13 protein-coding genes and 2 pseudogenes are annotated in these 12,247 nt (G+C 68.3%); 9 read left to right on the top strand and 6 right to left on the bottom strand.

What is annotated here, in order from left to right:
• The first annotated feature begins 74 nt into the window (after positions 1 to 74).
• Positions 75 to 1,037 carry a malate dehydrogenase gene (gene mdh / locus ACHMW8_RS07305; RefSeq protein ID WP_125159012.1) on the top strand — a complete coding sequence of 321 codons (963 nt, stop codon included), beginning with the start codon at positions 75 to 77 and terminating at the stop codon, positions 1,035 to 1,037.
• Positions 1,038 to 1,104: 67 nt separating this feature from the next.
• Here mdh and ACHMW8_RS07300 read toward each other — a convergent pair whose 3' ends face one another.
• A complete protein-coding gene (locus ACHMW8_RS07300) occupies positions 1,105 to 1,536 on the bottom strand; it encodes a CBS domain-containing protein (protein ID WP_125159013.1) in 432 nt (143 codons plus the stop codon).
• 120 nt (positions 1,537 to 1,656) lie between these two features.
• On the opposite strand from ACHMW8_RS07300, the gene ACHMW8_RS07295 reads away from it, so the two are divergent.
• From ACHMW8_RS07295 to ACHMW8_RS07275, 5 genes and pseudogenes are all read left to right on the top strand, one after another.
• Positions 1,657 to 2,163, top strand: a complete 507-nt coding sequence (locus ACHMW8_RS07295) for a DUF1993 family protein (protein ID WP_125159014.1) — start codon at positions 1,657 to 1,659, stop codon at positions 2,161 to 2,163.
• A 287-nt stretch (positions 2,164 to 2,450) separates the two neighbouring features.
• Positions 2,451 to 3,978, top strand: a pseudogene (gene ffh / locus ACHMW8_RS07290) (signal recognition particle protein).
• 25 nt (positions 3,979 to 4,003) lie between these two features.
• A pseudogene (gene rpsP / locus ACHMW8_RS07285) lies at positions 4,004 to 4,494 on the top strand (30S ribosomal protein S16).
• A 53-nt stretch (positions 4,495 to 4,547) separates the two neighbouring features.
• Positions 4,548 to 5,114 (top strand): ribosome maturation factor RimM, encoded by a 567-nt coding sequence (rimM, locus tag ACHMW8_RS07280; RefSeq protein WP_125159017.1) that lies wholly within the window; start codon positions 4,548 to 4,550, stop codon positions 5,112 to 5,114.
• 20 nt (positions 5,115 to 5,134) lie between these two features.
• Positions 5,135 to 5,704, top strand: coding sequence for an NUDIX hydrolase (locus ACHMW8_RS07275; RefSeq protein WP_395445146.1), 570 nt, complete (start codon positions 5,135 to 5,137; stop codon positions 5,702 to 5,704).
• 4 nt (positions 5,705 to 5,708) lie between these two features.
• Here the strand turns inward: ACHMW8_RS07275 and ACHMW8_RS07270 are convergent, their stop codons facing one another.
• Positions 5,709 to 6,563: an acyl-CoA thioesterase gene (locus ACHMW8_RS07270; RefSeq protein WP_395445145.1), complete on the bottom strand. Its 855-nt coding sequence runs from the start codon at positions 6,561 to 6,563 to the stop codon at positions 5,709 to 5,711.
• An 81-nt stretch (positions 6,564 to 6,644) separates the two neighbouring features.
• Between ACHMW8_RS07270 and ACHMW8_RS07265 the strand changes: the two genes are divergently transcribed.
• Positions 6,645 to 7,565 carry a histone deacetylase gene (locus ACHMW8_RS07265; protein ID WP_395445144.1) on the top strand — a complete coding sequence of 307 codons (921 nt, stop codon included), beginning with the start codon at positions 6,645 to 6,647 and terminating at the stop codon, positions 7,563 to 7,565.
• 72 nt (positions 7,566 to 7,637) lie between these two features.
• Here ACHMW8_RS07265 and ACHMW8_RS07260 read toward each other — a convergent pair whose 3' ends face one another.
• The 3 genes from ACHMW8_RS07260 to ACHMW8_RS07250 all read right to left on the bottom strand — a co-directional run bounded on the left by ACHMW8_RS07260 (position 7,638) and on the right by ACHMW8_RS07250 (position 8,871).
• Positions 7,638 to 7,736 (bottom strand): hypothetical protein, encoded by a 99-nt coding sequence (locus ACHMW8_RS07260; RefSeq protein ID WP_395445143.1) that lies wholly within the window; start codon positions 7,734 to 7,736, stop codon positions 7,638 to 7,640.
• Between the two features lie 218 nt (positions 7,737 to 7,954).
• Positions 7,955 to 8,374, bottom strand: coding sequence for a PaaI family thioesterase (locus ACHMW8_RS07255; RefSeq protein ID WP_125159022.1), 420 nt, complete (start codon positions 8,372 to 8,374; stop codon positions 7,955 to 7,957).
• Entirely contained in the window at positions 8,371 to 8,871 is a 501-nt protein-coding gene (locus ACHMW8_RS07250) for a PaaI family thioesterase (protein WP_125159064.1), read from the bottom strand. The genes ACHMW8_RS07255 and ACHMW8_RS07250 overlap by 4 nt, the downstream gene beginning before the upstream one ends.
• 25 nt (positions 8,872 to 8,896) lie before the next feature.
• On the opposite strand from ACHMW8_RS07250, the gene ACHMW8_RS07245 reads away from it, so the two are divergent.
• Positions 8,897 to 9,925: a ligase-associated DNA damage response exonuclease gene (locus ACHMW8_RS07245; RefSeq protein WP_395445142.1), complete on the top strand. Its 1,029-nt coding sequence runs from the start codon at positions 8,897 to 8,899 to the stop codon at positions 9,923 to 9,925.
• On the opposite strand, the gene ACHMW8_RS07240 is transcribed toward ACHMW8_RS07245, so the two are convergent.
• A complete protein-coding gene (locus ACHMW8_RS07240; RefSeq protein WP_395445141.1) occupies positions 9,901 to 11,073 on the bottom strand; it encodes a citrate/2-methylcitrate synthase in 1,173 nt (390 codons plus the stop codon). The two genes, ACHMW8_RS07245 and ACHMW8_RS07240, sit on opposite strands and share 25 nt — an antisense overlap.
• A gap of 74 nt (positions 11,074 to 11,147) precedes the next feature.
• Here ACHMW8_RS07240 and ACHMW8_RS07235 point away from each other — a divergent pair, with 74 nt between their 5' ends.
• The gene (locus tag ACHMW8_RS07235) at positions 11,148 to 12,233 is read left to right on the top strand and encodes a citrate synthase/methylcitrate synthase (RefSeq protein ID WP_395445140.1); all 1,086 of its coding nucleotides are present in this window, start codon (positions 11,148 to 11,150) and stop codon (positions 12,231 to 12,233) included.
• Positions 12,234 to 12,247 lie beyond the last annotated feature (14 nt).

Raw genomic sequence — 12,247 nt, 5'->3', positions numbered from 1 at the left:
GGCTTGAGGCCGAGCCGCGACGGGTCTAGACCGCGCCCCGACATTCCACTGTCCACAGCCTTGATGGAGACCCCATGGCTCGCGCGAAGATCGCCCTTATCGGCGCCGGCATGATCGGCGGCACCCTGGCCCACATCGCCGCTCGCGAAGAGCTGGGCGACGTGATCCTGTTCGACATCGCCGAAGGCACCCCGCAGGGTAAGGCCCTCGACATCGCCGAAGCCTCGGCCGTGTTCGGCAAGGACGTGGCCCTGAAGGGCGCCAACGCCTACGAGGACATCGCCGGCGCCGACGTCTGCATCGTGACCGCCGGCGTGCCGCGCAAGCCGGGCATGAGCCGCGACGACCTGCTGGGCATCAACCTGAAGGTCATGAAGGCCGTCGGCGAAGGCATCAAGGCCCACGCCCCGAACGCCTTTGTCATCTGCATCACCAACCCGCTCGACGCCATGGTCTGGGCCCTGCAGCAGTTCTCGGGCCTGCCGAAGGAAAAGGTCATCGGCATGGCCGGCGTCCTCGACTCGGCCCGCTTCGCCTACTTCCTGGCCGAAGCCACCGGCGTGTCAGTGGAAGACATCCACGCCTGGACCCTGGGCGGTCACGGCGATGACATGGTGCCGATGGTCCGTCACTCGACGGTTGGCGGTCTGCCGCTGCCGGAACTGGTCAAGCAAGGCTGGCTGACGCAAGAAAAGCTGGACGCCATCGTCGAGCGCACCCGCAAGGGCGGCGGCGAGATCGTCGCTCTGCTGAAGACCGGCTCGGCCTTCTACGCCCCGGCCGAGAGCGCCATCGCCATGGCCACCTCGTACCTGAAGGACAAGAAGCGCGTCCTGCCGTGCGCCACCTACCTGACCGGGCAATATGGCCTGGACGGCCTCTATGTCGGCGTGCCGGTCGTCATCGGCGCCGGCGGCGCGGAAAAGATCGTCGAGTTCGAAACCAACGACGCCGAGAAGGCCATGTTCGCCGCCTCGGTCGCCTCGGTTAAGGGCCTGATGGAAGCCTGCAAGGCCATCGACAGCTCGCTGGTCTAAGCGACTTTCGATTTCAGGACCGACAAAGGGCGGCTCCTCGCGGGGCCGCCCTTTTGCTTTCGGTCGCTTAGTGCGCCGCTTCGCCGCCTTCCTGGGAGATTTCCTCCAGGGTCTTGCCGACTTGCTTGGCGCCGTAGTCCTTGGCCACATCGCCCAGCGAAAGAATGCCGGTGAGGTCGCCCGCGTCGTTCAGCACGATCAGGCGGCGGACCTGATTGTTGGCCATCTTGGCGGTGGCGTCGGCCAGCACGTCATCCTCCTTCACGCTCAGGACCTCGCCCTCCGACATGGCCTCGGAGATGGGGCTGTCGAAGCTGCGGCCCTCGGCGACCACGCGCAGGACGATGTCGCGGTCGGTGACCATGCCGACCACTTTGCCGTCGTCGACCACGGGCACGACCCCGCTTTCAACCTTGGCCATGGTCTGGGCGACCTGGCGGATGGTGTCGGAGGGACGGGCGACCGAGACCTGGCTGGTCATGGCGTCGCTGACTTTCATGGAGGAACCTCGTGGGTTGGAATTCGAGGCTGTAAAACCCTCAGCTTGGGCCAACCGTTCCGCTTCCGATCGTCACGGCGCGCGCGTATCTAGGCGCTTCCCTTTTTCGTGGAGCTTCCCATGGCGATCTCTATCCATCAGGCCAGCGCGCCCGTGTTCATTCAGGGCTTGAAGGGTCTGAAGGGCGTGCTGACCAAGGCCGCCGCCGTGGTCGAGGCCAAGGGATGGGATCCGGACGCCCTGCTTAAGGCGCGACTCTATCCCGACATGTTCCCGCTGATCCGCCAGGCGCAGATCGCCACCGACTTCGCCAAGGGCTGCTGCGCGCGCCTGGCCGGGGCCGAGGTTCCGGCCTGGGATGATGTCGAGACCAGCTTCGCTGAACTGATCGCCCGCATCGACCGGGCCATCGCCTATGTCGAGGGCCTGGATCCGGCCGCCTTCGCCGGCGCGGAGGATCGCGACATCACCCTGACCCGCCGCGGCGAGACCAGCGTGGTCAAGGGCCTAGTCTATTTCCAGACCCAGGCCATGCCGAACTTCTTCTTCCACATCACCACCGCCTACGCGATCCTGCGCCACAATGGCGTCGAGGTCGGCAAGCGCGACTTCCTGGGCGTGGCCTGATCCTCGCCCCGGGGCGGCCGTGAATGGCCGCCCCCTTCGAACTCCTCGCCCTTTTCTGTGCATAAGCCCCGGCTTCCGGCGCTTTATCAGCAGCGCCTCCACCGTCACGACCCCGGCCTGTTAGCGCAGGATCCATCCGGACGAGGACGGCGAGGACCCCCGTCGACGTGATCGTCCACGGGGGCTGATCGCGTTTGGACCCCGGTCTGTTCTTCGAACAGGCCGAAGCAAGACAAAAGAGTCGGAACGTGACGCGTCACGTTCCAGGGTATTCAACAGGGTTCGACATGTTCGACGGCCTTACAGAGCGACTTTCCGACGTCTTCGAACGTCTTGGCGGTCGCGGCGTGCTGTCCGAGAAGGACATCGACGAGGCGCTGCGCGAGGTTCGCGTGGCCCTGCTCGAGGCCGATGTCGCCCTGCCGGTCGTCAAGGACTTCATCAGCAAGGCCAAGGAACTGGCTTCGGGCGAGGCGGTCATCCGCTCGGTCAAGCCGGCCGACCAGGTGGTCAAGATCGTCTATGACGGCCTGGTCGACATGCTGGGCGGCGAGCAGCCGACCGGCCTGAACCTGGCGCTGAACCCGCCGTCGGTGATCCTGATGGCCGGTCTGCAGGGTTCGGGCAAGACCACCACCACCGGCAAGCTGGCCCTGCGCCTGTCCAAGACCGAGCGCAAGAAGGTGCTGGTCGCCTCGCTCGATACCCGTCGTCCGGCCGCCATGGAGCAGCTGGCGACCCTGGCCAAGCAGGTCGAGGTCGAGAGCCTGCCGATCGTCCCCGGCCAGAGCGCCCAGGACATCGCCAAGCGCGCGATGAGCGCCGCCAAGCTGGGCGGCTACGACGTCCTGATCCTCGACACGGCCGGCCGCACCACGCTGGACGAGGCGATGATGAGCGAGGCGGCGGACATCGCCCGCATCGCCCAGCCGTCCGAGACCATCCTGGTCGCCGACAGCCTGACCGGTCAGGACGCCGTGCGCACCGCCAAGGCGTTCCACGAGCGGCTGCCGCTCACGGGCCTGATCCTGACCCGCGCCGACGGCGACGGCCGCGGCGGCGCTGCGCTGTCGATGCGCCATGTCACCGGCCTGCCGATCAAGTTCCTCGGCGCCGGCGAGAAGATCGACCAGCTGGACGTGTTCGACGCCCGTCGCGTCGCTGGCCGCATCCTGGGCCAGGGCGACGTCGTCGCGCTGGTCGAGAAGGCCGCGGCCGACCTCGACCATGCCGAAGCCGAGCGCATGGCCAAGAAGCTGGCCAAGGGCAAGTTCGACCTGGACGACCTGTCGGCCCAGCTCTCCCAGATGCAGAAACTGGGCGGCATGGAAGGCATCATGGGCCTGCTGCCCGGCGTCCAGAAGGTCAAGAAGCAGATCGCCGAGAGCGGCATCGACGACAGCATCTTCCGTCGCCAGCAGGCGATCATCAGCTCGATGACCAAGGAAGAGCGCAAGAAGCCCGACATCCTGGCCGCTTCGCGCAAGCGCCGCATCGCCGCCGGTTCGGGCGTCGACGTCGCCGAGGTCAACCGTCTGCTCAAGCAGCACCGCCAGATGGCCGACATGTTCAAGGCCATGTCCAAGGACGGCGGCAAGGGCATGGCCCGCATGGCCCAGATGATGGGCGGCGGCGACATGGCCCGTCTCAAGAATTCGGGGCGGCGGCAGGATGCCCCAGCCCGATCCCAACGCAGCGGGGGGCCAAGGCCCCTCGGGGCTGCCCGGTCTGCCGGGCCTCGGGGGCGGCGGCGACGCCAAGCCCAACCCTCTCTCCGGCCTGGGCCTGCCCGGCTTCAACCCGTTCAAGAAATAGAACTTTAGACCAAGGACTACCTCAAATGCTGAAGATCCGTCTCGCCCGTGGCGGCGCAAGAAGCGTCCGTACTACTCGATCGTCGTCGCCGACAGCCACTCGCCGCGCGATGGCCGTTTCATCGAGAAGGTCGGCACCTACAACCCGCTTCTCAAGAAGGACGACGCCAACCGCGTCACCCTGAAGGTCGAGTCGATCCAGGAATGGCTCAAGAAGGGCGCCCAGCCGACCGACCGCGTCGCGCGCTTCCTGGCCGCCCAAGGCCTGACCACCTGGGCCCACGGCAACAACCCGCAAAAGGGCGCTCCGGGCAAGAAGGCCCAAGAGCGTTCGGCCGAGCGCGCCCAGCGCGAGGAAGACCGCAAGCAAGCCGAGGCTGACGCCAAGGCCGCCGCCGAAGCCGAAAAGGCCGCCGCCGCTGAAGCCGCCGCCGCGGCCGCCGCGGCTCCGGCCGTGGAGGAAGCTCCGGCTGCTGAAGCCGAAGCCCCGGCCGCTGAAGAAACCACCGAAGGCTAAGGGTTCCCGCGCCGTCGTCTCTTTCGAGGCGGCGGCGCGACTCTGTCCGCGCCATGGCCGCACCTCAAGACGATCCGCTGATCCTGGTCGGCCGCGTGGCTGGCGGCTTTGGCGTGCGCGGCGAGGTGCGGATCTCGACCTATACCGAAGACCCGATGAGCATCGCGGCCTTCAAGGCGTTGAAGCGCCAGGACGGCTCGCCCGCCCTGACCATCGCCTCGGCCCGCAAGACCAAGGACGGCGTCGTCTGCCGCTGTTCCGGCATCGACACCAAGGAAGCCGCCGACGCCCTGCGCGGCCTTCGCCTCTATGTTCCCCGTTCGGCCCTGCCGCAGCCCGACGAGGACGAGTTCTACCTGACCGATCTGGTCGGCCTGTCGGTCCGACACGTCGCCACCGACGTCCTGCTGGGTCGCGTGAAGAGCGTCCAGAACTTCGGCGCCGGCGACATTCTCGAGATCACGCCCGACCTGGGCGGCCCCACCTGGTACCTGCCGTTCACGCGGGCGGCCGTGCCCGAGGTCAAGATCGGCGAAGGCCTGATCCTGGCCGACCCACCCGCCCTCGTGGGAGAACCGGAAGGCTCCGCTGAAGACGAAGAGTTGGGCGACCGAGACTGACTTTCGGCGAGGAGCCAGCGATGTCGGACGGAAAATGGCGGGTCACCGCCTCGCGCGTCGTTCACAAGGACCGCTGGATTAGTCTGCGCGCCGACGACTGCGTGACCGACGAGGGCGCGGTGGTCGCGCCCTACTACGTGCTCGAATATCGCGACTGGGTCGAACTGGTGGCTCTGGACGCCGAGAACAACGTCCTGCTGGTGCGCCAGTATCGTCACGCCCTGGGTGACATCTCCACCGAACTTCCGGCTGGCGGCATGGACGCCGACGAGACCGATCCGGTCGAGGCCGCCCGTCGCGAACTGCTCGAGGAAGCCGGCTGCGCGGGAACCTTGACCCTGCTGGGCGAGACCCGGCCAAACGCCGGCACGCACACCAACCGCATCCACATCATCCTGGCGCGCGATGTGTCGAAGGTCGCCGAGCCGAAGGACGACCCCCATGAACGGATCGAAACCCTCTGGGTCCCGGCCGCCGAGGCCCTGCGCATGGCGCTGGCCGGCGAGATGACGGTGGGCATGCAGGCGGCCTCGCTGTTGCGCGGGCTCGCCGCCGCCGGCGTGATCAGGATCGAGGCGGTTCAGGCCTGAAGGCCTACTTCCGCACCCGCATCAGGCATTCCTGAGCCACCGAGGCCAGCAGCTTGCCGTCCTGGCTGAACATCTGGCCGCGCACCAGGCCGCGGCCGTGTGAGGCGGCCGGGCTGTCCTGGGCGAACAGGGTCCAGTCGTTGAAGTTGAAAGGCTGATGGAACCACATGGCGTGGTCCAGGCTGGCGGCCTGAATGCCCGGCGTGGTCCAGATCAGGCCGTGCGGGCGAAGGGCGCTTTCCATGAACGCCATGTCCGAGGCGTAGGCCAGGGCGGCCTGCTGCATCCTCACGTCGTCGCCCAGCGGAGCCTTGGCGCGCATCCAGACGTTCTTGGTGCCGGACTTCTTGACCGGCGCGACGGGGTTCTGGGGATCCTCCCAGCGAATGTCGACCGGGCGGGGCCGGCTGGCGATGGCCAGCATCTTAGGATGGATCTGGTCGCCCAGGCTCTTGAGGAACTCGACCTCGGTCGGCAGGGTCTCGGGATTGGGCGCGTCGGGCATGTCCGACTGGTGCTCAAAGCCGTCTTCCGGCGTCTGGAACGAGGCGGCCAGGTTGAAGATCTGCTCGCCATGCTGGATGGCGGCGACGCGGCGGGTCGTGAACGTGCCGCCATCGCGCGCCCGCTCGACCTCGTAGAGCACGGGCGCGGTCACGTCGCCGGGACGGATGAAATAGGCGTGCAGCGAGTGGCAGACCCGGTCCGGCACGGTCTTGTAGGCCGCCAGCAGGGCCTGGGCGATCACCAGGCCGCCGAAGATGCGCGGAAAGCCGTCATTGGGGCTGACGCCCCGAAACAGGTTCACCTCGATCGGTTCGAGGTCGAGGATGTCGGCGAGGTTCTCGGTCGTCTGCATGGTGCAGTGCGATAAGCCCGCCAGAGCGCCGCCGCAAGCCGTCACCTTGCGTCAGCCGGCCGCCGTCCCCATCGTGAGGCGATGTCGCGCGTCCCTCCGATCGTCCATCACCCCGCCTTCCGCGCCGAGATGCCAGTCGGACATCGCTTCCCCATGGACAAGTTCTCGCGCCTGGCCACCGTGCTGGAGGCAGAGGGTGTTCCGGGGCTGGACGGCTTCGTGAAGCCCGAGTTCGTCGATGTCGAGACGCTGCTGCTGACCCATACGGAAGATTATGTGCGGGGCGTGATCGAGCTGTCCCTGCCGGCCGAGGTGGTCCGGCGGATCGGCATGCCCAATACCGACAGCGTCGCGACCCGGGCGCTGGCGGCGACCGGCGGCACCCTGCTGGCCGCGCGTCTGGCGCTAAGGCAGGGGATCGCCTGCAATACGGCGGGCGGCAGCCATCACGCCTCGGCCGAGAGCGGCGCGGGGTTCTGCGTGTTCAACGACGTGGCGGTGGCGGCCCGGCGGCTGCTGGCCGAAGGCGCGATCGGCCAGGCTCTGGTCGTGGACCTCGATGTTCACCAGGGTGACGGCACGGCGCGGATCTTCGAGGGCGATCCCAGCGTCTTCACGCTGTCGATGCACGCCGAGAAGAACTTCCCCCACCGCAAGGCGACCAGCGACCTCGACGTCGAACTGGCCGACGGGACCGGGGACGTGGCCTATCTGGAAAAGCTGGGAGAGATCCTGCCGGCGCTGCTGCGCAGCGTCCGGCCGGACATCGTCTTCTTCAATGCGGGCGTGGATCCGCACGCGGACGACAAGCTGGGCCGCCTGTCGCTGACCGACGACGGTCTGGGGCGACGGGAGGCCTATGTCCTGGGCGCTTGTCTTTCTCTTGAGATCCCCGTGGTCGGGGTCATTGGCGGCGGCTACGACGCGGATATCGATCGTCTGGCGGCTCGCCACGCCATCCTGCATCGGACGGCGAAATCTCTTTATTCTTCGGTAGCTTAGTCGTTCGTTCTTTCGCCATCTCCGTCGAGGCGGCCCTTGCGGGCGGCCCGACGGAGGTTACGCGGCGATCACTTACAGGCTCGAAGCGAGCGAACCGGCGATGATGACGAGCGGCAGAACCGCGAGAACGAGCGAGGCGAAACCGGCGATGGCGTTGGTCTTCATGGTCATGGTCTTGATCCCTGTTTTTTGTCTTCCGGCGCCCGTTGGCGTCCGGTGATCAGGGATATAGGCGCTGACCCTCGTTAATGCACGTTACTCATGCTTCATGACGCCGATTTAAGAAACTTTGTCGCACCTAATCGGCATTACAGAGGATTAATGTGGTCGTGGAATTTGGTTTCGCGGGAAACATTATCCTTTGAGACCATCGTTCCGACCTCTGACGATCACTCCTCGCTGGGGGCGACCAGAAACAGTCCCCGCATTGTCGCGATCGGAGCCGAACGCGTTTCCTGCCAGGCCTCGACGTGGACGTTGGCGATGCGCCGGCCCAGCTTCTTGATGCTGGCGCGGGCATAGGTGGTCAGCGGCCGGCCCGAGCGCAGATACTCGATCGAGACGTCGATCGTGCGCGGCTGACGCTTCATTGGCGCGGCCACCGAAAGCTGGGCCAACGCCGTCATCTCCATGAAGGCGCCCAGCACGCCGCCGTGGATGGCGGGCAGCATCGGGTTGCCGACGATGTGCTGTGCGAACGGCAGGATGGCGGTCATCTCGTCGCCGGCCAGCTCGGCCTTGATCCCCAGGAAACGGGCATAGGGAATGGAGTCCAGCATCGAGACCAGACGCGTGTCGATGTCGCTCATTGGCCGGCGTCTCCGGTCTTGGTCCGCGGCTCGCGCGGCGGCTTGAGGTTGGCGCCCGGCTTCTTGCCGGCGCTGCTGTCGAGCATGAAAGTCGCCTGAGCGGTGGCGACCGGATCCTCGGGATCGCGGTCGTAGGCCACGGCGCGGACGAAGGCTACCGAGCGTGTCAGCTTGTAGCAGTGGGCTCGGGCCATGACGTCCAGGCCAGGTTCGGCCGCGCGCATGTAGTCGATGCGCAGATCCAGGGTGGCGATCGAGGTGAAGGTTTCCATGGCCGCGTGCACCGCCTGGCCGCTGGCGTGGTCCAGCAAGGTGGTGACCACCCCGCCGGCGATGACCCCCGTCTCGGGATCGCCGACGATCTCGGGGCGATAGGGGACCTTCAGGATGGCGACCGCGTCGCCGATCTCCAGGGTGGTGAAGCCCAGGGCCTTGGCCTGCGGGCTGCCCTCGTTCATCGCCGTGGCGATGAGTTTTGTCTGCTCGTGATCGCTCATGCGGATAGGCTTAGCGCCATAGGCGTTGTCATATCCAGACGTGATCAAGCCCGAAGATCTTCTCTGTCCCCGGCCGGACGGCCTCTACTGCCCGCCGGGAGACTTTTACATAGACCCCGTCCGCCCCGTGGACCGGGCCGTGATCACCCATGGCCACGCCGATCACGCTCGCGCCGGCCACGGGACGGTCGCCGCCACGCCCGAAACGCTCGCGATCATGGCCACGCGCTATGGCGAGGATTTCACGGGCCGGCGCCAGGCCGTTCCGTATGGCGAGACGATCACGCATAACGGCGTCGAGGTGACCCTGGTCCCCGCCGGCCATGTGCTAGGTTCGGCCCAGGCGGTGGTGCGCTGGAAGGGCCTGACCATGGTCGTCTCCGGCGACTACAAGCGCCGCCGCGACCCGACTTGTGCGCGGTTCGAGCCGGTGCCGTGCGACGTGTTCATCACCGAGGCGACCTTCGGCCTGCCGGTGTTCCGCCATCCCGACGACGCCGGTGAGATCCGGAGCCTGCTGGCCTCGGTCGAGCAGTTCCCCGAGCGCTGCCACATCGTTGGGGCCTATGCCCTGGGCAAGGCGCAGCGGGTGATCCGGCTGCTGCGCGAGGCGGGCTGGGACAGGCCGATCTTCGTCCATGGGGCGCTGGAACGGCTGAACGCCCTTTACGAGGCGCATGGCGTGGAGCTTGGTCCGCTGGCCCCCGCCACAGCCTCGGGCCCGAAGGACGCCTTCGCCGGCCAGATCATCATCGCGCCGCCCAGCGCGGTGGCCGACCGTTGGTCGCGGCGGTTCCCCGATCCCGTCGACTGTTTCGCCTCGGGGTGGATGCGGGTGCGGGCCAGGGCGCGCCAAAGGGGCGTCGAGCTGCCGCTCATCCTCTCCGATCACGCCGACTGGGACGAACTGACGGCGACCCTGAGCGAGCTGCGGCCTGGCGAGGTCTGGATCACCCATGGCCGCGAAGAGGCCCTTGAGCGCTGGTGCGCGCTGGAAGGCCTGCCGGCGCGGGCGCTGCGGCTGATCGGCTACGACGAGGAAGAGGGCGAGTAACCCTCAGGGGCGACGCCGACATAGCGCGCCCGGGGCCGGATCAACCGCCCGGTCTGAAGCTGCTCGATCGCGTGCGCCGCCCAGCCGGCGCTCCTGGCCGTGGCGAACAGGATGAACGGCGCGTCCGGCGGCAACCTCAAGGCTCGCGCGAGGGTCACCAGGGCGAAATCAATGTTCGGCGTCAGGCCGGTCGCGGTCTCGGTCGCCGTTCGGAGGTCGGCCAGCACGGGCGGGGCCTCGAACGCCGACAGCAGCGCCGCCGCGCGCGGGTCGCCATCGGGATAGAGCGGATGGTTGAAGCCGGGCATCGTCGCGCCGCGCGCCAGTCTCGCCGAGACCGCATGAACGGCGTCGCGCCGCTCGGCCTCCTCGACGAAGGCCTCCACCCGCGCCGCCATGCCGCCGTGCAGCGGGCCGGACAACGCCGACAGCCCCGCCAGGCAAGCCGCCGACAGCGACGCCCCGGTCGAGGCCGCGACCCTCGCGGCGAAGGTCGAGGCGTTCAGCTCGTGGTCGGCCAGCAAAACCAGGGTCCGGCGGACGAGGTCGGCGCCGGCCGCGTCCAGACCCCAGGCGGCCGCGAAGCGGGCGTGGGCGGGACCCTCGCCGTTCTGGCCGGTAGCGGCGTCGACCACGGCCTCCAGCAGATCGGCGGCTTCCATGGCCAAGGCCAGCGGTGCGCGGCCCCGAGCGGGCGGCTCGCGCCCGGCGCGCGCGGCCAGCGTCAGGAACAGTCGGCCCCGCGCGCTGTCGGCGACCGGCGGCTCCGGACGGCGGGATGATTTCAGCGCCGCGCCATGGCCGCCGCGCAGCAAGCGGCCGACATTCTCCAGCGTCAGGCCTTGCTCGGCCAGGGCGACGGCGTCGCGACCGCGATACCAGAGTTTCCCGCCGGCCACGGTGGTGATGGCCGAGGGCAGGACCGGCTCGCCCCAGGCGATGGCCTCGGCGGCGACGTCGGCGGCGCGGCGGCCGCGCGCCTTCCTCTGGGCCAGGGCCGCGACGTCCGAGGCGCGATAAAGGCTACGGCGCGGATCGCGCGGGTGGGCGACGGCCTCGATCCGACCCCGGCTGACATAGGCGTAGAGGGTCTGCGGCCGGATCCCGAGCCGCTCCAGAACCTGATCCGCGTCGAGCCAATCCGCCATATAGATTGATTATATTGATCAAGATTGACGATCAAGCTGGGGCGGCGTCTTTCGGCGGCGAAAGGAGACCGAACATGTCCGATGGTCTTGAGGGCGTCGTCGCCGCCCGCACCGTTCTGTCCGATGTCGACGGCGCCAGGGGTCGCCTGGTGATCCGAGGCTACGCCGTCGAGGATTTGTCGGGCCACACCCGTTATGAGGAGGCCGCCCACCTGCTGTTCGACGGCTTCTTCGAGGACGCGTCATCCGACCTGGCGCCAGCGCTGGGCGAGGCCCGGATCCGCGCCTTCGCCGAGGTCGCCGCCCTGGACGAGGGCCTGGCCCACCGTGACCCGGTCGAGGCCATGCGCGCCCTGCTGGCCCGCTTGCCCGACGGCGACGACCTGCCGACAGCCCTGCTGCTGATCGCCGCCCCCGCCGTCTTCACCCCCGCCGTGCTGCGCGTCGCGAAAGGCGAAAGCCCGGTCGCGCCCGACCCGACCCTGTCGCACGCCGCCGACATCCTGCGGATGACGCGCGGAACGCCCGCCACCGACGCTGAAGCCGCCGCGCTGGACGCCTATCTGGTCACGGTCTGCGACCACGGCCTCAACGCCTCGACCTTCGCCGCCCGGGTGGTGGCCTCGACCCGCGCGGGCCTGACCTCGGCGGTGCTGGCCGGGCTCTCGGCGTTGAAAGGTCCGCTTCACGGCGGCGCGCCAGGGCCGGTGATCGAGATGCTGGACGCGATCGGCGCGCCGGGAAACGCTCGCCCGTGGCTGGAGAAGGCTCTGGCGCGCGGCGATCGGCTGATGGGCTTCGGCCACCGCATCTACCGGGTCCGGGATCCTCGCGCCGACGCCCTGAAGACGGCCGTGCGCAAGCTCGCGGCGGCCTCGGACAGCCTGCCCGGGCGACTGGCCTTCGCCGAGGCGGTCGAGCGCGCCGCCCTGGAAATCCTGCGCGAGCACAAGCCCGATCGGCCTCTGGACACCAATGTCGAGTTCTACACGGCGCTGCTGCTCGAGGCGCTGGGGCTGCCGCCGTCCAGCTTCACCTGCGTCTTCGCCATGGGGCGCGTCTCTGGCTGGCTAGCCCACGCCCGCGAACAACTGGCCGGTGGCCGGCTGATCCGGCCGCAGTCGGTCTACGTCGGACCCGAGGCGCGCGCCGCGGCTTAGGGCGCTCGCGAGTC

Source organism: Caulobacter sp. UC70_42 (genome assembly GCF_044056025.1).
Classification (GTDB): domain Bacteria; phylum Pseudomonadota; class Alphaproteobacteria; order Caulobacterales; family Caulobacteraceae; genus Caulobacter.
Note: the sequence above shows the minus strand (reverse complement) of the source record. Positions and strands in the feature narration are given on the sequence as shown.